This window comes from Streptomyces sp. NPDC057638 (assembly GCF_042800315.1).
Lineage (GTDB): Bacteria > Actinomycetota > Actinomycetes > Streptomycetales > Streptomycetaceae > Streptomyces.
The window spans coordinates 41885-57954 of record NZ_JBHVHF010000016.1; the positions used below are offsets into that span (position 1 = coordinate 41885).

18 protein-coding genes, 1 tRNA gene and 1 pseudogene are annotated in these 16070 nt (G+C 70.2%); 11 read left to right on the plus strand and 9 right to left on the minus strand.

What is annotated here, in order from left to right:
- The first annotated feature begins 252 nt into the window (after positions 1 to 252).
- From galU to ACFVIM_RS04225, 7 genes are all read left to right on the plus strand, one after another.
- Positions 253 to 1164, plus strand: coding sequence for a UTP--glucose-1-phosphate uridylyltransferase GalU (gene galU, locus ACFVIM_RS04195; protein ID WP_384298157.1), 912 nt, complete (start codon positions 253 to 255; stop codon positions 1162 to 1164).
- Positions 1161 to 2465 (plus strand): gephyrin-like molybdotransferase Glp, encoded by a 1305-nt coding sequence (gene glp, locus ACFVIM_RS04200; protein ID WP_384298160.1) that lies wholly within the window; start codon positions 1161 to 1163, stop codon positions 2463 to 2465. The genes galU and glp overlap by 4 nt, the downstream gene beginning before the upstream one ends.
- 314 nt (positions 2466 to 2779) lie before the next feature.
- Positions 2780 to 3259 carry a cyclic pyranopterin monophosphate synthase MoaC gene (moaC, locus tag ACFVIM_RS04205; RefSeq protein ID WP_384298161.1) on the plus strand — a complete coding sequence of 160 codons (480 nt, stop codon included), beginning with the start codon at positions 2780 to 2782 and terminating at the stop codon, positions 3257 to 3259.
- Positions 3256 to 3813 (plus strand): molybdenum cofactor biosynthesis protein B, encoded by a 558-nt coding sequence (locus ACFVIM_RS04210; protein ID WP_384298164.1) that lies wholly within the window; start codon positions 3256 to 3258, stop codon positions 3811 to 3813. The genes moaC and ACFVIM_RS04210 overlap by 4 nt, the downstream gene beginning before the upstream one ends.
- Positions 3810 to 4430, plus strand: a complete 621-nt coding sequence (locus tag ACFVIM_RS04215) for a GNAT family N-acetyltransferase (protein ID WP_384298203.1) — start codon at positions 3810 to 3812, stop codon at positions 4428 to 4430. The genes ACFVIM_RS04210 and ACFVIM_RS04215 overlap by 4 nt, the downstream gene beginning before the upstream one ends.
- Before the next feature lie 156 nt (positions 4431 to 4586).
- Positions 4587 to 5684, plus strand: a complete 1098-nt coding sequence (locus ACFVIM_RS04220) for a hypothetical protein (RefSeq protein WP_384298166.1) — start codon at positions 4587 to 4589, stop codon at positions 5682 to 5684.
- 115 nt (positions 5685 to 5799) lie between these two features.
- Positions 5800 to 5873: transfer RNA gene (locus ACFVIM_RS04225), tRNA-Ala, on the plus strand.
- A gap of 71 nt (positions 5874 to 5944) precedes the next feature.
- On the opposite strand, the gene xerC is transcribed toward ACFVIM_RS04225, so the two are convergent.
- From xerC to ACFVIM_RS04270, 9 genes are all read right to left on the minus strand, one after another.
- Positions 5945 to 7192 (minus strand): tyrosine recombinase XerC, encoded by a 1248-nt coding sequence (xerC, locus tag ACFVIM_RS04230; RefSeq protein WP_384298168.1) that lies wholly within the window; start codon positions 7190 to 7192, stop codon positions 5945 to 5947.
- Positions 7189 to 7395, minus strand: coding sequence for a helix-turn-helix domain-containing protein (locus ACFVIM_RS04235; RefSeq protein WP_384298171.1), 207 nt, complete (start codon positions 7393 to 7395; stop codon positions 7189 to 7191). The genes xerC and ACFVIM_RS04235 overlap by 4 nt, the downstream gene beginning before the upstream one ends.
- On the minus strand, positions 7392 to 8696 hold the full coding sequence (locus tag ACFVIM_RS04240; RefSeq protein ID WP_384298206.1) for a replication initiator: 1305 nt from the start codon (positions 8694 to 8696) through the stop codon (positions 7392 to 7394). Before ACFVIM_RS04240 ends, ACFVIM_RS04235 begins: the two co-directional genes overlap by 4 nt.
- Before the next feature lie 149 nt (positions 8697 to 8845).
- Positions 8846 to 9043, minus strand: a complete 198-nt coding sequence (locus ACFVIM_RS04245) for a hypothetical protein (RefSeq protein WP_384298173.1) — start codon at positions 9041 to 9043, stop codon at positions 8846 to 8848.
- A 3-nt stretch (positions 9044 to 9046) separates the two neighbouring features.
- On the minus strand, positions 9047 to 9604 hold the full coding sequence (locus ACFVIM_RS04250) for a DUF2637 domain-containing protein (RefSeq protein WP_384298175.1): 558 nt from the start codon (positions 9602 to 9604) through the stop codon (positions 9047 to 9049).
- 63 nt (positions 9605 to 9667) lie between these two features.
- On the minus strand, positions 9668 to 11011 hold the full coding sequence (locus ACFVIM_RS04255; RefSeq protein ID WP_384298177.1) for an FtsK/SpoIIIE domain-containing protein: 1344 nt from the start codon (positions 11009 to 11011) through the stop codon (positions 9668 to 9670).
- Between the two features lies 1 nt (position 11012).
- Positions 11013 to 11363 (minus strand): hypothetical protein, encoded by a 351-nt coding sequence (locus ACFVIM_RS04260; protein WP_384298179.1) that lies wholly within the window; start codon positions 11361 to 11363, stop codon positions 11013 to 11015.
- Between the two features lie 328 nt (positions 11364 to 11691).
- On the minus strand, positions 11692 to 12906 hold the full coding sequence (locus ACFVIM_RS04265; protein ID WP_384298182.1) for a helix-turn-helix domain-containing protein: 1215 nt from the start codon (positions 12904 to 12906) through the stop codon (positions 11692 to 11694).
- Positions 12896 to 13210, minus strand: coding sequence for a putative quinol monooxygenase (locus ACFVIM_RS04270; RefSeq protein WP_384298184.1), 315 nt, complete (start codon positions 13208 to 13210; stop codon positions 12896 to 12898). The genes ACFVIM_RS04265 and ACFVIM_RS04270 overlap by 11 nt, the downstream gene beginning before the upstream one ends.
- Positions 13211 to 13425: 215 nt before the next feature.
- On the opposite strand from ACFVIM_RS04270, the gene ACFVIM_RS04275 reads away from it, so the two are divergent.
- The 4 genes and pseudogenes from ACFVIM_RS04275 to ACFVIM_RS04290 form a co-directional block, all read left to right on the plus strand.
- The gene (locus ACFVIM_RS04275; RefSeq protein ID WP_384298187.1) at positions 13426 to 13821 is read left to right on the plus strand and encodes an ATP-binding protein; all 396 of its coding nucleotides are present in this window, start codon (positions 13426 to 13428) and stop codon (positions 13819 to 13821) included.
- Positions 13811 to 14110 (plus strand): hypothetical protein, encoded by a 300-nt coding sequence (locus ACFVIM_RS04280; RefSeq protein WP_384298190.1) that lies wholly within the window; start codon positions 13811 to 13813, stop codon positions 14108 to 14110. The genes ACFVIM_RS04275 and ACFVIM_RS04280 overlap by 11 nt, the downstream gene beginning before the upstream one ends.
- On the plus strand, positions 14107 to 14439 hold the full coding sequence (locus ACFVIM_RS04285; protein WP_384298191.1) for a hypothetical protein: 333 nt from the start codon (positions 14107 to 14109) through the stop codon (positions 14437 to 14439). The genes ACFVIM_RS04280 and ACFVIM_RS04285 overlap by 4 nt, the downstream gene beginning before the upstream one ends.
- Positions 14440 to 15795: 1356 nt before the next feature.
- Positions 15796 to 16070, plus strand: a pseudogene (locus tag ACFVIM_RS04290) (IS982 family transposase); the annotation flags it as partial.

Consider the following 16070-nt stretch of genomic DNA (forward strand, 5'->3'; position numbering starts at 1 on the left):
CTGTCCGTGCCGTCTTCGCCGCGCATCTCGTCCTGCTCATCAGTCTCGCCCTACTCGCCCTACTCGCCCTACTCGCCCTACTCGTCAGTCGCGTCAGTCTCGGCATTGAGGTGTCTTCCCTCCCTCTCGCGGCGCCCCGCGCGCCTCCTTCATCTCGTACACCTCAGAAGACGGACAGCGTTAACCGGATGATCATCTTCACCTCCCTTTTCCTAACCTTTTCCCCTCAATTCAACGGATACTGTGCCGATCATGACTGAGTCGAACACCAGGATCAGCAAGGCGGTCATCCCCGCCGCGGGCCTGGGGACGCGCTTCCTGCCTGCGACCAAGGCCACTCCCAAGGAGATGCTGCCGGTCGTCGACAAACCCGCCATCCAGTACGTCGTCGAGGAGGCGGTCGCCGCCGGGCTCTCCGACGTCCTGATGATCACCGGACGCAACAAGCGCGCCCTGGAGGACCACTTCGACCGCAACTACGAGCTGGAGCAGGCCCTCACCCGCAAGGGCGACGAGGACCGCCTCAAGAAGGTCCAGGAGTCCAGTGACCTCGCCACGCTGCACTACGTGCGCCAGGGCGATCCGCGCGGCCTGGGCCACGCGGTCCTGTGCGCCGCGCCGCACGTCGGCGACCAGCCGTTCGCCGTGCTCCTCGGCGACGACCTGATCGACCCGCGCGACCCCCTGCTGTCACGCATGGTCGAGATCCAGGAGCGCGAGGGCGGCAGCGTCATCGCCCTCATGGAGGTGGACCCCTCCCAGATCCACCTCTACGGCTGCGCCGCCGTCGAACCCACCGGCGACGGGGACGTGGTGCGCGTGACCCGGCTGGTCGAGAAACCCGCCGCCGGGGACGCGCCCAGCAACCTCGCCATCATCGGGCGCTACGTCCTGACCCCGGCCGTCTTCGACATACTGCGCCAGACCGGCCCGGGCCGCGGCGGCGAGATCCAGCTCACCGACGCCCTCGAAATGCTCGCGGCGGACGAGTCCATCGGCGGCCCGGTCCACGGTGTCGTCTTCACCGGCAGGCGGTACGACACCGGCGACCGGGGGGACTACCTCCGGGCCATTGTCAGACTCGCGTGCGAACGTGAGGATCTGGGACCGGAGTTCCGCGGCTGGCTGCGCGGCTATGTGACCGAGGAGATGCGAGAACCGTGAGCACGGCGATCTGGTCGGTGGACGACCACCTGGAGGACATCCTCGCGGCGATCCGGCCGCTCGACCCGATCGAGGTGCCGTTGCTGGACGCGCAGGGCTGCGTCCTGACCGAGGACATCACCGTCCCCGTCGCCCTGCCGCCCTTCGACAACAGCTCCATGGACGGCTACGCGGTGCGTGTCGCCGACGTCCAGGGGGCCACGGAGGAGTACCCGGCCGTCCTGACCGTCATCGGCGACGTGGCGGCCGGGCCCGGCGGCCCCCTCACCGTCGGCCCCGGTGAGGCCGCCCGGATCATGACCGGCGCCCCCGTGCCGCCCGGCGCCGAGACGGTCGTCCCCGTCGAGTGGACCGACGGGGGCGCGGGAGGGGGCCCGGCCCTGTCGATGCGCCCGGCCGGACAGGCGCCCGCGGCGGCGGGCGGTGAGGTCCGCGTCCACCGCCCCGCCCCGGCGGGCGCGCACATCCGCGCGCGCGGCAGCGATGCGCGGGCCGGGGAGCTGGCCCTGGCGCGGGACACCGTGCTCGGCCCGCCGCAGATCGCCCTGCTCGCCGCGATCGGGCGGGGCGGCGTGCGGGTGCGCCCGCGCCCGCGGGTCGTGGTTATCTCCACCGGCAGCGAGCTGGTCCAGCCCGGCGAGCCGCTGACCGAGGGGGAGATCTACGACTCGAACAGCTTCGCCCTGACCGCCGCCGCGCGGGACGCGGGCGCCCTCGTCTACCGGGTCGGCGCCGTCACGGACGATCCGGAGCTGTTGCGCTCGGCCATCGAGGACCAGCTGGTCCGCGCCGACCTGCTGGTCACCACCGGCGGGGTCAGCGTCGGCGCGTACGACGTCGTCAAGGAGGCCCTGTCGGCGGCGCCCGGGGACGAGAGCGCCCTGGCCGGCTCGGTGGACTTCCGATCGCTGGCGATGCAGCCGGGCAAGCCCCAGGGCTTCGGCACCGTGGGGCCCGACCACACCCCGCTGCTGGCCCTGCCGGGCAATCCCGTCTCCTCGTATGTCTCCTTCGAGCTGTTCGTCCGGCCCGCGGTGCGCCGACTGCGCGGCCTGGCCGAACTGCACCGACCCCGGGTACGCGCCACCCTGGCCGCGGACAAGGCGCTCACCTCGCCCGCCGGACGCCGTCAGTTCCTGCGCGGTGTGTACGAGGCGGCCGAGGGCACCGTCACCCCTGTGGGCGGATCGGGCTCCCATCTGGTCGCCGCCCTCGCCCGCGCCAACTGTCTCTTCGTCGTCCCCGAACAGGAGACCTCCGTGTCACCGGGGGCCGAGGTGGAGGTGGTCCTCCTGGGGTGAGCCGCGCACCGTGGGAGTAGCGTGTCTGCCCGCACGGACCGACGACGGGACGTGCGGTGACACGGCATCACGAGAGCGTGTGGCCAGCATGACGCGCGACCGGGGTGACGCGTGCCCGGGGCGCCCCGGACCGCCACCTTGGTGCCGCGTAGCGCCGAAGGCGCGCGTCACCAGGGCGACGCGTACCGTCCCGGAACCTGGACGACAGGCTCGGGACGGAACGCCTGCCACGGCGGCGCGCGCCACAGGCGACAGGAAGGGCGCGGCGATCTCGCCGCGCCAGAGGACGACACGGACGGCGGACGGACAGCGACATGAACTCCGAGGGCGGGCTGACCCATATCGACGCGACGGGCGCGGCCCGGATGGTCGACGTCTCCGGCAAGGACGTCACCGCGCGCACCGCCCGTGCCACCGGCCGGGTTCTGGTCGCGCCCTCGGTGGTGGCCCTGCTGCGCGGTGAGGGCGTCCCCAAGGGCGACGCGCTCGCCACCGCCAGGATCGCCGGGATCATGGGCGCCAAGCGGACCCCGGAACTGATCCCCCTCTGTCATCCGCTGGCCCTCTCGGGCGTCCGGGTCGACCTCTCCGTCGCCGACGACGCCGTCGAGATCGCCGCCACCGTCCGTACCACCGACCGTACGGGGGTGGAGATGGAGGCGCTCACGGCGGTCTCGGTCGCGGCGCTCACCGTCGTCGACATGGTGAAGGCCGTCGACAAGGCGGCGGTCATCAGCGACATCCGCGTCGAGGAGAAGACGGGCGGCGCGTCCGGGGACTGGAGCCGCGCGTGAACCGCCGCGCCTTGGTGATCACCGCCTCGCAGCGCGCCGCGGCGGGGGTGTACGAGGACCGGGGCGGGCCGCTGCTGGTCGAGGGGCTGACGGCCCTGGGGTTCACCGTGGACGGCCCCCGGGTCGTCCCCGACGGCGATCCGGTCGCGTCGGCCCTGCGTGCGGGCGTCGCGGCGGGGTACGACGTGATCCTCACCACCGGCGGCACCGGCCTCTCCCCGACGGACCGCACCCCGGAGGCCACCCGCGCCGTCCTCGACCGCGAGATCCCCGGCATCCCCGAGGCCATCCGCGCCCACGGCCTGGCGATGGTTCCCACCGCCGCGCTCTCCCGTGGCCTCGCGGGCGTCGCGGGCCGCACCCTGGTCGTCAACCTCCCCGGCTCCCCCGGGGGGGTACGGGACGGACTGACCGTCCTCGCCAAGCTGCTGCCCCACGCGGTGGACCAGATCCACGGCGGGGACCACCCCCGGCCCGCTGCCGCGCCCGCCCCCGGTGAGGCCGCCGCCGGGTCCGCGGACGGACACGCGGAACAGCCCGGGAGGGAGAGCTGAACGCGCCCTGGCCGGTGTTCCTGGCGGACGGTGATGTCGTGCTCCGCCCGATAAAGCCGCGTGACCAGCGCGTCTGGCGCGAGGTCAACCAGCGCAACCGCGACTGGCTGCGCCCTTGGGAGGCCACGATCCCGCCGCCGACCCGTGGCGCCCCGCCCGCCCGGCGGCCCACCTACCGCCAGATGGTCCGCCATCTGCGCGCCGAGGCCAACGCGGGCCGCATGCTCCCCTTCGTCATCGAGTACCAGGGGCGTCTGGTCGGCCAGTTGACGGTCGCGGGCATCACCTGGGGCTCCATGTGTTCGGGCCATGTCGGCTACTGGATCGACCGCTCGGTCGCGGGCCGGGGCGTGATGCCCACCGCCGTCGCCCTCGCCGTCGACCACTGCTTCCGTACGGTCGGACTGCACCGCATGGAGGTCTGCATCCGGCCGGAGAACGGACCGAGCCGCCGTGTGGTGGAGAAACTCGGTTTCCGCGAGGAGGGGTTGCGCCCCCGCTATCTCCATATCGACGGCGCCTGGCGGGACCATCTGGTCTTCGCGCTCACCGCCGAAGAGGTACCGGAAGGGCTGCTCGACCGCTGGCACCGGGACCGGCCAGGCACACCCCGGTGACACTCCTCTCAAATGACATACCCGTTCGAATTCCAAGAATGAGGGCCGAGAGCTGATCGGAACAATCGCCAAAAAAGTCCTTGATATTAGCGGGATCACGCGACACACCGGCCCAATTGGCGGATGGCCCCTCAAGAATCCCTCTACGGTGTGACCGTGAGCAGCAGCGGCCTCATCTACGCAGTCATCGTCGGGGCCTGGGCCGCCTATCTGGTGCCGATGTGGCTCCGCAGGCAGGACGAGCTGAACGAGGCACGTCCGACGGAACGCTTCTCCACCGCCATCCGGCTGCTGTCCGGACGCGGGGCGATGGAGCGCCGGTACGCCAAGGAGCTGCGGGAGCGCGGCGAGGTGCCCGAGTCCGGCGTCGACCCGGAAGCCGTCACGGACCGACTGGGGTCCGTCGACGTCCGGGCCTTCGCCGCGCCCAGAATCCCGAGAACCGAGGCCAGGCAGGACACCGCGCCCGCCGCCCTCGCCGCCCGGCCGCGCCCCAGCCGGACCGCTGCCGAGCGAGCCCGGCGCTCCAAGGTCCTGGCCCGCCGCCGCCGCACCACCGTGATGCTCTTCCTGACGTTCACCTGTGGCGCGATCGTGGCGGCCGTCGGCGGCCTCGGCTTCCTCTGGGCGCCGGGGGTGCCCGCCATCACGCTCAGCGCGTATATCGCCTATCTGCGCGCCCAGGAGCGGCGCCGCTTCGTGGTGGTGATGGACCGCCGCCGCGCCGAGGCCGCCGCCCAGCGGCTGCGCGAGACCCGCGTCCAGCGCGCCCCGGCGGCCGCGGCGCCCGCGCCGGCCCCCGCCGAGGAGCCCGAGCCGCGCCCCGAGCCGGAACCGGCGAAGGTCTCCCCGCAGGAGGCCGACCGCCGTGCCCTGGTCGAGCAGACCGACCATGCCGAGTGGGTGGACCAGCAGCGCGACCGCGGCCCGGCGACCGGCGACAGCTGGGACCCCGTCCCCGTACCGCTCCCCACCTATGTGACGGCACCGGTCGCCCCGCGCGCCACGAGCGGTGTGGACCTGGCCGCCCCGGACACCTGGAGCTCGGCCCGCTCCTCCACGGCCGACCGCACCCCACTGACAGCTCAGACAGCTCAGACAGCTCCGGCAGCTCCGGCAGCTCCGATGGGTGAGGCCACCCCGGCCCCCGCCCACCGCACCCCACCCCCGCGCCGTTCCGGACGCGACCGCGGCCGCACTCCCCTCTTCGACCAGTACGCGGACGACGACCGCCCCCGCGCCGCCAACGAGTGACCCCGCCAGGCCCACCCGGGTGATCATGGCCTCACCGCCATGACCACCCGGTGACCTGCGAGGGAGCGGATTTCCGAGCACCCCGATCGAGGTGCTAGAGTTTCACTCGTCGCAAGGGCCTGTGGCGCAGTCTGGTAGCGCACCTCGTTCGCATCGAGGGGGTCTGGGGTTCAAATCCCCACAGGTCCACAGACATCAGAAGCCCGGTTGGTGATCACCAACCGGGCTTCTGGCTTGCGTACAGCAGTGAAGTACAGCAACTACTTCTGATCGTGTGCCGTCAGCTGTCGGCCCAGTCGGCGCAGTGCCCGCCGGGTGGCCTCGGACGGTACGTGGGTGTACACCTCCATCGTCACCGCGATCTTGCTGTGGCGGAGAATCTGCATCGCGACCCGGGGATGCACGTCGAGTGCCGCCAGCAGCGAGCCACAGGTGTGCCGGGTGTCGTGCAGCCGGATCCTGCGGACACCCGCACGGGCGCAGCGGTCGGCGAACGAACGGTTGAAGTTGCGCGGCTCGACGGGCGTCCCGTAGCGCGTGGTCACCACGAAGTCGGACTCGGTCCACAACTCCCCGGCCGCCTGCCGGGTCGCTTGCTGGGCCTTCTGGCGGATCCGCAGGGCCGTGACACAGATCTGAGGGAGGGGGAGCGTGGCCGTGGACGCCTCGGTCTTGGTCTCGTCGTGGACCAGTCGGCGGCGGATGCGCTGGAGCTGATGCTCCACGGTGATCTCCCCGCCGTTGAGATCCACGTTCTCCCAGGTGAGCCCGAGTACCTCACCACGCCGGAAGCCGAGCACCAGGACCAGCACATACGCCGGGTAGAGCGGATCGGTGTCCCGCCGCGCCGACTCCAGGAACTGGCGGGCCTCCTCGACCGACCACGGCCGTCGTTTGGCCTTCCGGGCGGAGCGGACCTTGACCAGCGCGGCCACGTTCTTGGAGATCAACTCTTCGACCATGGCGTTGGTGAGCGCTGAGCGCAGCACGGCCCGCGCGTCTTGGACGGTGCGCCGGGACGGGAACTGTTCGCAGCACCGGCCGACCGCGCAGCAGTGCTGGCGGAGACGCGGGTTTCGGTGATCCTTCGGGCGTCTGGCGTCCTTGCCCTGAGCGCAGCACTGGCACTGCCTGAGGAGGCCGTTCACCCAGGTGCGGACGTCCTGGACGGTGAGCCTGTCCAGCTTCTTGGCGCCGAGTCCGGGAGTGATGTAGAGACGGACGTGCATGTCGTAGGTCTCAGCCGTCTTGGGCTTGAGGTCGGGCTCCACGACGTCCTTGAGCCATCGAGTGAGGTAGGTCCCCAGGGTGGGGTGGCTGGTGGGGACCGGGCCCTTGCGCGCGTCTGCGTGGAGCTTGAGCCACTTGTCGTGGACGGCGTCGCGGGTCTTGCCATAGACGTACTTGCGCTTGCGCTTCCCGTCGGGGGTGTCCACCCAGACGTAGGCGGCGTAGCCGTTCTTGTAGGGGTAGATGGAGCCTTCGCCGTTGCCGCGCTTGCCGGTCATGCGGCCCACCTCTCGGCGTCGGCGGTGACGCGCTGGACGTACTCGTCCACCCAGGCCGGGAGGATGCGGCGGTTACGGCCGATCTTGACCGATCGGATCTCGCCGGTGAGCACGAGAGTCTTGGTCTTGGAGAGGCCGAAACCGAGCATGGCGGCCACTTCGGCGGTGGTGTGCCACTTCGGGGTGATGGTGACCGTGCTCATGGGGCCGTCACTCCTTCCGCCACCGTGTCGGACTCGTGGGTGGGGTGGTGGAGTACGTCGGTGAGCCAGCGTTCGCCGCAGGTGAGGCCCGCCCCCGCGTAAGCCCAGTGGGCGAGGACGTATGTCGTCTCGCCGGGGCCGTCGGCGGCTTGTGCGCGGCGCCAGGTGGCGCGGGCGGTGCGAAGGGTGGTGAGGGTGGTGGAGTAGTGGCGGGTCTTGGTGGAGAAGTGGCCGCGGAAGCCGAGCATGTGGGCCCAGGCGCGGAGGCGGAGGTGGGCGAGGTCTTCGCGGGCGCCGAGGGCCCAGGCGGTGCGGATCATCCGGTGCGCGTGGCCGCTGAGGTCGAGTTGGGCGAGTTCGGCGAGGAACTTCAGGGGGCGGTCGAGGGTGCCGGTGGCGGTTTCGGCGCCCTTGGTGGCGTACTTGGCGATGTAGCCCGCGACGGCCTGGTCGGTGAGGTCGGAGCCGGTGTCGAAGTCGGCGGAGCGGATGGGGCGCACGTCGAGCTGTCGGCCGAAGGTGAAGCGGTGCGGGCGCCCGTCGATGACCGGTCCGGTGATGGTGGCGGATGTGGCGGCGGCCCGGATGGCGTCGGCGAGCAGGTCCGCTGTTGCCCAGTGCGGTGGAGGGGTGTTCCCGCCGTGGGGTCCGTCGAGGCGGATGACGGCGTGGAAGTGGACGGCGCCGCGTCGCTGGTATTCGGCGACCTTGGCGAAGGAGATACGGGCGTGGTGGTGGAGGGTGCGTTGGGTGAGTCCGGCGGCTTTGGCGATCTCGCGGCGGAGGTGGATGGTGAAGCGGCGCCAGAGCATCCCGGCGTGGGCGTTCCACAGGACGGCACCCGTGTAGTCGTACGACTCAGGGTTCAGGGGTGTGCCGAGGGCGGGATCGTCGGGCGCGTGGGTGGTGCCGCAGCGGCAGGCGGGGCGGCCGGTGGGCCGGTTGTGGACGGGTCCGAAGCCGGGGGCGGTGAAGGTGGCGAAGACCCGGGGGTGGGTGGCCACCATTTCCGGGGTGCCTTTGCCGCCGCGTAGTCCGGCGGTGATCAGGTGGTAGGTGTCACGGCGGTAGGTCTCGGCGCAGGACGCACAGCGGGTGGCGCGGCGGTTGTTGCAGCGGACCAGGAGGTGACCGGCCGGAAGGCTGGCCGAGACCAGGTGCCGGACGGCGGGGCCGATCTCACCTGTGGCCATATCGACGGAGTGTTCGGTGCGGTGGCCAGTGAGGCGGATGGGCCGGACGCAGCCACCGAGGGAGGCGAGCTGGTTCAGCAGGCCAGGAAGCTGACCGTGGGTGGCCAGTCGGCCGAGTTCGGCGGATGGCGGCGTACTGGTGGCGGGGCGCGGGAAGATGGTGCTTCTCCTTGTCTGACGTACGCGTTGGATGAGGGGGAAGGGGTCTGCCGGGGCGGTGGATGCTTGGCGGTATCGAGGCCGCCCCGGTAGGCCGTCTACGGGCGTTCGGTGTCGTTGATGCGGTCGACTCCCGTGCGGGTGGTGGAGTCGATGGCGGGGCCGAGGACGGTCTGGCTGAGCAGGAAGCCGAAGAGCGCGGCCACGGCGACCACCCACAGGCGTACGCCGAGGAAGCGGACGGCGGCCCAGGCGACCAGCCCCAGGACCAGGACGAGCGGCAGGGACACGTTCACAGGTCAGGCTCCTGTCAGATGAGTAGCGATCTGGCGGGCCAGCGGCAGCGGAACCCCCAGCCGCGCCCGCAGGGTGTCCGCGTCGATCGGCTGCCCCGTTCGTTCTTGATGCAGCGAGGCGACCTTCCGGGCATGGGCCAGGAGCGCGGCTGGGATGTCTGGGGCGGGAGCTTCGGTGGTCGGAGGCTTGGGAGCCGGTGCGGGGGCATGCGCCAGCAGCGTCCCGCCGAGGAAGGCGACGGCGGGCCACCCGGCGACGAGGATCCGCAGCCACACGGGCACGTCCCGCAGATCGAGAAGTCCGGCGGTGGCGATGTTGGCGCCGAGGGACGCGGCCAGGGCGATGAGGAACCAGCACCAGCCCGCCGTTCTCGGCCCGCCCGAGCGGAGCCGTCGCCACGCGGCGACCATGAGCAGGTCGACCGAGACCGGGTAGGCCCAGCCCTTCCACCCGGCCTGACCAGCGGCGACGGCCAGGTCATGGATATGGGCAAAGGAGAGCGCGGCGGCGATGACGGCCTGGACGAGTACGGCGTCCACGCGGGCCGCGAGGGTGCGCACGGCAGGGCACCTCCTTCCTGTTTCGGGCATGGGAGGGGTAGGGACACGGCGGAGAGAAGGGGGTTACGCGGCCTGAGGGGCGCGCTCGTCCCCGACGGCGTACGCCGGAGCGAACGGCTTCAGGGCGGGGATGTCCGGCACCAGATGGGCCGAGTCCGCGCAGCGGGCGGCGGCCTCGCCGAGGGACAGATAGGGCGTACGGATGCGGGACCAGCCGCCGGAGGAGTCGCCCGCCACGGCGAGCCCCGGACGCTCGGCCGGGATGGCGCACGCGGCGGCGACCGCGTCCGCTGCGATGTCGCCGAGGGCCATCTTGGCGGAGGCTTCGTCGTTCACGCGGTGGCAGATCCGGCCGGTGAGCTGGGCGCGGAGCATGGTGGCGCCTTTGCCGAGCTCGGCCCCGAAGCGTTGCCCGCAGACCTCCAGGTAGATCCCGGCGGCGCGGCCGAGCTGTGCGAGCCGGACCAGGTGGGTGACCATCTCGTCCCGCCGTTCCTCGTCTTTGCGGGTCGCGATCAGGAAGAGTTCGGCGACCTCGTCCACTAGGACCACGATCGGAACCGGTCTCCCGTACTCCGGCAGTCCCCAGATGTCGGAGGTGATCTCCTCGTCCCGCGCGGTGGCGGGTATGCCCTGCCGGGCGCGGATCAGGTCGTATCGCTCCTCCATCTCCCGTACGAGGACGGGGAGGAGATCGGCGGCCTGATCGGGATCGGTGGCCAGCGCGGACAGGCGCGGGGCGAACGGCGCGAGCTCGACGCCCCGTTTGCAGTCGATGCCCACCAGCGCGACCGGCTGGGGCGCGAGCCCGGCGACGACATGGCGCAGGAACATCGACTTCCCGGACAGGGTGGCGCCGAGGGTGAGCTGGTGCGGGATCGTGCGGTAGTCGCGGAGGAAGGGTGTCGCGTCCTCGCGCAGCGCGACGGGGATACGGAGGTGGTCGGCGCCGATCCGCCGGGGCATCCGTACGGTACGCAGGACATCGAAGCCGACGAGACGGAGTTCGACGGTCCCGGGTTTCAGGGTCGTGACATGGATGGCGTGGACGCCCCAGGCGTGCCGCAGCCGTTCGGCCGAGGCGACGAGATGCCCCGGCTCCTGGCCTGGAGCGAGCCGCAGCCGTAGCCGAAGCCCGGTCGTGGTGGGCCGCAGCAGTCCTCGTCGGGGCGGAACACGCCGTACCTCGTGACGTGTCGTCGTGGCCCGTACAACGGTGGCGCGCAGCCGTGAGGGCGGTACGGTCAGGCCGCACGCGCTCATGACCGATCCGTACGAGCCCAGCAGCCGGACGGCGGCCAGAGGCAGTCCGCAGGCTAACCAGTACAGGGCCGGGTGCCGGTGCCGGGCGTACACCACCAGGAACACCAAGCACCCCGCACCCAGCAGGAACAGCGGTTCCCGCATCTCAGGCGCCGACGGTGGCCGGGAAGACGGCGGGAGTGACGGCGGCGGCCCGGAAGGCGATCCCGTGGCGCTGCTGTCCGTTGAAGACGGACTCCCACGGCCGGGCGACCAGGCCCGGCAGCGCGACCGGGGCGCCGAGCGTGAGCCCGTCGGAGATTCCGCTCTCGGGGATGGTGACCTGGACCAGCGAGGACTCGCCGTCCTCGATGTAGACGACGCCGATCTTCATCAGCGGCTCGCCGGTGGTGGCGTCTTTGGCGACCTCGCCGGTCTGCCGGTCCCGCACCTTCGGCGCGGGGGCCTCGGTCAGCAGGATGGTGGCGGCGGAGGTCTCCACTCGAATGGAACGCATGACGCTGTACTCCCTTGTGCGGCGCCTCTGAGGGCGCAAACAATCATCAAGTGGTGCACATAGGGAGGTTGACCGCATACGGGTCGGGCGCGATACGCTCAACGAGCGTTGATGCCAAAGACGCGCCCGGCCTGAGTGGGTCTGCCTCCCGCTCAGGCCACATCTGTGTTCTGTGGCCGTATCGCTCCCGCGCCGGACAGGTCTGCCTTCCTGGACGGCGCGTTCGCATGTCCGCACGCCCCTCCCTGCCGAATGCGAAGGAGGAGCCTGCCGACACTCACCACAGTAACCCGTACTGCAAGTACTGTCTAGTACTTCAGGTACTAGTTCACATTTCTTGTACGTCCAAGTCCCGCGCCAGCGCCCGGAGCTGATCGGACGGCAGCGGACTCATCGCCACCAGATCGCTGACGAGCTGCTTCACGGCGGGCTTGGCCCGGAACATCTCCGGCAGCAGGTCCCGCACCCGCACCAGGGAACTGACGGCCTGGTCGATCTGGCGCCGCTGGGCGTGCGCCTTGGCCAGGTCGATGCCGAAGCGGGCCTGGCGCTCCGAGGACAGCCCGGAGGCGTCGACCTCCTCGGCCGCGCGCAGGGCGACCCCGGCGTCCCCGAGGTCGACGGCGACCGCGACCTCATGCAGGGCGACGTTGGTGGGCCCGAACTCGGTGTTGTAGTCGTTGCGCCCGTCGCCGATCCGCGCGGCCATCTCCCTGGCCTGACGGAGATGGGCGTACGCGTCGCGGGCCTGGTTCAGCCGGGCGGCGGCCACCGCGCGCTGAAGGGTGAGAGCGCCCCGCAGCGCGATGGCCCCGGGCTCGCCCTCCTTGGCCAGCGGCGCGAGCGCGTCGGCCGCGCTCCCCGACACGAGGGCCGCCTGGTCGTAGTGGCGCGCCCCCAGGAAGACGATGGAGAGCCGGAACTCACCGGCCGCCATCAGCAGCGGATCCCCCGCGCGTTCGGCGGCGACCACGGCACGGTCCACCGCGATCCAGGCCGCTTCGGGCTCGCCCATGTTCGACAGCGCCGCGCTGCACGTGTGGTACATCGTGGCCAGCAGCCGGAACAGTTCCGGACGCTCCTCCTCGGTGCCCGCCCGGGTGGCCGACTCAAGCCGGGGCACCAGGCCCTCCAGCAGCTCGGCGAGATCGGCGTAGTCGCCCGCGTGCGTCAGCGACCAGGCCCGCTCGACATCCGCCCGCAGGGCGGGAAGGTCCGGCGCCTGCGGCGGAGAGAGGATCGCGGTCAGCGAGTGCGCCGCGCTCAGCACCAGCCGCAGCCGACGCACCCCCGGAGCCTCCCCCTCCGCCACGGACGCGACGATCGGTGCCTCAGCGGCGAGTTCGGCGATCGGCAGGTCCAGGACGTCGGCGACCTTCTCCAGCACCGTCATCCTGTCGATCCGGCGGACGCCGCGTTCCACCTGGGACACCCAGGCTTCCGACCGGTCGAGCAGCCCCGCGAACTCCTTCTGCGACAGCCCGCGCCGCTTCCGGTTGAACGCGATCTTCCGGCCCAGGGCCTTCTCGTACTCACTGCTCACCGTCGACACCCTTGCCCGCCACGAAGTCCAGCCGGTCCACCTCGACCGAGGCCAGGTACTGGCCCCGCGCCTCCAGGAACACGCGGACGTACTCCTGTGCCTCATGCGCCTCGAACGCGGCGGCGTCCCGGTACAGCTCGTAGAAGATCCGCTCCAGTGGACGGCCGTCAACACGGTGCACCGTGTAGATCACCGTCCCCGGTTCGTTCGCACGGATCTGCTCCCCGGTCCGCGCCACCAGCTCATCGAACGCGGTCGCGGCGGACTCGTCCTTGCACGTGAAACGCACCATCAGTCCGAACATCCCGGTTCCTCTCCCATCGGCGAAACAGCCAGGCACCGCTCGTACGGCGAACGCTATGTGGCATCGATCCGTACGAAAAGTTTCTCCCACGCACTTTAAGTGCCCGCACGCGGAGTACGGTGCTAGTACTAATTCTACGGCTCATGTGCTGTGGCGTCAGTCGAACGTCCGGAGAGCCGCGAGAAACCGCAGGTCACCAGGGATGGAGAACACCCATGCCGACCCACCGACGCACCTTCGCCGGCCTGCCCCACGAGGTCAGCCGCGCCCGCCGCTGGACCCGCACCATCCTCGGCACCCACCCATGCACGGACGACGCCCTGATCGTCGTCTCCGAACTCGGCGCCAACGCGATCACCCACACCGCCAGCAGCCGCGGCACCTTCCGCCTCGCCGTCTCCTACGCGGAGACCACCGTCACCATCACGGTCACCGACTCCGGCGGCACCCCCACCCACCCCCACGTCGAACACCCCACGGCCGACGCACTGAGCGGCCGGGGCCTCGCCCTCGTCACCGCCTACGCCAACAAGGTCCACATCACCGGCGACAGGCACGGCCGCACCGTCACCGCGCAACTGGCGACACCTGGGGGCGCTGGTGAGGTGTGACTACTGGTGCGAGGCCATCGCCCTGACCGGCGACCGCGCCTGCTGGCTCGCCCGGCACCAGGCGACGAGCGCCCGTCTCGCACTGCGCTGGCTCAAGCACCAGACCCGCGCCATGGTCGACCAACTCGACGCCTCCGCCGCCACGGCTGGCCGTCGCTGGCTGGCCGACGAGACCGCCCAGGCTGAGGCACTCCTCCTCCTGGTGGAGGGCGAGTGGTACGGCCTGGTCCTTGCCGACGGCCCCACCCGCTACCTCATCTCCGCCCGACCGACGGGACACCCCCAATGACCAACCCGCTCCTGACCCCCGGCTTCTGGTGCGAGTGCTACACCAGCAGCATCACCCGCCCCGCCCGCCGCATCGCCGCCACCCGCGTCGACACCCCCGACCAGGCCATCTACTGGATCCGCACCGGCCTCGAAGCCGTCATCCCCGCCCTCGGCGGCGACACCCACGAGAAAGCCCAACCCTGGCTCACCGAAGGCCACATCACCAGCGCCCAAGCCCTGACCGAAGGCACCCCCATCGACGTCATCCTCCTCCGAGCCGGAATCACCATCGCCTACACCATCCGCCCCACCCCCTTCCTCACCCTCACCAACCACCAGCCCGAGTAACAACTTTCTCCACGACTTCAAGGGGCGGCTCGCTCCGCTCCCCGCGCGCGGCCCGGCCCCGGCCGGGCCGCCGCTCCTGTCTCCGCCCCGCTCCAGCCCACCCGAGCCCGCACCGCGCCCACACCAGGTCAATCACTCGACGCCAGAGAAGGGGTACGTCGTGGCTGAGGCGGTCGCCTCCACGGCTTTACGCAGCCACCATGGGGCGAGCCTCGAAGATCGGGGGCCCACTCGGACCAACAGCGGGCAGGTCCACCGACCGCCCGAGCCGCGGAAGCTTACGGGCCCCCGACCTCTCGCCCCATGGCAGCTCCTGCCCAAAGCCGCTCCACCGACCTCTCCACGCCTACACGCCGGATGAGTTTCGTCCGCGATTCCGCAGCTTCATCTGATCGAAGGTGGGGGGGTAATTCATGAGAGCCTTTTGGATTTTTTCCCAGGCTGGCTCCCTAAAAGCACTGTCTGGCGCAACCTTGAAGCGGTGCGGGGAATTGACTTCGCCTCGCATTGACCTTTCATTGTAGCCGACTACCTTTCCATCTGCGTGGCGAGATCCATCTTCAACTCGCTCCAAAAGGCCAAATCGAGAAAGAGTGAGGTGCGCTTCGTAGACGTCTCGGGACAGGCCAAACATCCAGCTCCTGTCCCGCTCAGTGCAGAAGATTCCGCGCTCGGTGTGTTCGTCAGAGAACTTCCCCGCTAGGTGCTTGAGTACCATGTACATACGAATCTCGGCGGGAGTTAGCAGGTAAATCCACCCCTGTCTAAAGAAATCTACGGGGAGCGATACCGTTGACGGCGAGTTCTCGTGCCACTCGGGAATGGTGTATCCGTAGTTCTCGAAGTGGTCGCTACCGGACTCGTGGAGAAGCATCACTGGGAATGGGTTTGCGGGATCTCCAACGTTGAGTACGGCGAGACGCTCTTCCGCCAAGCGCTTGAAGGCGGATTTGATTTGTCGAGTGCGATTCTGTGCCGCAGTGACGGGTGTCTTCGCCTGCATGTTCTGTGTGGCCGAGGACAGTACGATCGTGGACCATGATACTTCGTGGCGAGCGCCGAGAATTGGCAGCGGACACGGTCCTGCGGCCAGCCCATCTCTCTTTCGAGTCTGAGCCTCATAGAGGCCCAATAGGTAAATCTGCAGATTAATTCCGCGAGGTGCGGATATGCGTGAAATGGGAGACTTGAAATAGGTCGAACCTCTGAAGAATTCGGATCTGATTCGTATCTGAGGCGGCCAGTGGCCTCCGCGCCCGCGCAGGGAGTGGAGGCCGCCCGTTGCTTCCCCTAGATGATTGAGTCCGATGTTTGTGCTGGCCGCGACCATGGCGAAGGGCGCCCGTTGGCTTGTGTGTGACGACAAACCTGGACGCCCTTCTGGCCGCACTGTACGTGTTTATCGACGACCATGTGGCGCCTTGTCGCCGGATCGGGCGACCTCCGAAGCTGACGGATGCCGAACTGCTGTGCCTGGCTGTTGCCCAGGTACTGCTCGGCTTTCCCTCGGCCCGACACTGGATCCGCTTCGCCCATGCCCGGCTGGGGCACCTGTTCCGCTATCTGCCCCAGCAGTCGGCCTACAACAAGCGGCTCAACAGCGCCGGGCCGCTGATTTCGCAGGTGATCGA

What these genes read in the sequence shown, in the direction of transcription:
- galU (WP_384298157.1), top strand. Translation starts at nt 253, where the DNA reads ATGACTGAGTCGAACACCAGGATCAGCAAGGCGGTCATCCCCGCCGCG.
- moaC (WP_384298161.1), top strand. Translation starts at nt 2,780, where the DNA reads ATGAACTCCGAGGGCGGGCTGACCCATATCGACGCGACGGGCGCGGCC.
- xerC (WP_384298168.1), bottom strand. Translation starts at nt 7,192, where the DNA reads ATGACCGGCAAGCGCGGCAACGGCGAAGGCTCCATCTACCCCTACAAG.
- ACFVIM_RS04235 (WP_384298171.1), bottom strand. Translation starts at nt 7,395, where the DNA reads ATGAGCACGGTCACCATCACCCCGAAGTGGCACACCACCGCCGAAGTG.
- ACFVIM_RS04255 (WP_384298177.1), bottom strand. Translation starts at nt 11,011, where the DNA reads ATGCGGGAACCGCTGTTCCTGCTGGGTGCGGGGTGCTTGGTGTTCCTG.
- ACFVIM_RS04260 (WP_384298179.1), bottom strand. Translation starts at nt 11,363, where the DNA reads ATGCGTTCCATTCGAGTGGAGACCTCCGCCGCCACCATCCTGCTGACC.
- ACFVIM_RS04270 (WP_384298184.1), bottom strand. Translation starts at nt 13,210, where the DNA reads ATGTTCGGACTGATGGTGCGTTTCACGTGCAAGGACGAGTCCGCCGCG.
- ACFVIM_RS04275 (WP_384298187.1), top strand. Translation starts at nt 13,426, where the DNA reads ATGCCGACCCACCGACGCACCTTCGCCGGCCTGCCCCACGAGGTCAGC.
- ACFVIM_RS04285 (WP_384298191.1), top strand. Translation starts at nt 14,107, where the DNA reads ATGACCAACCCGCTCCTGACCCCCGGCTTCTGGTGCGAGTGCTACACC.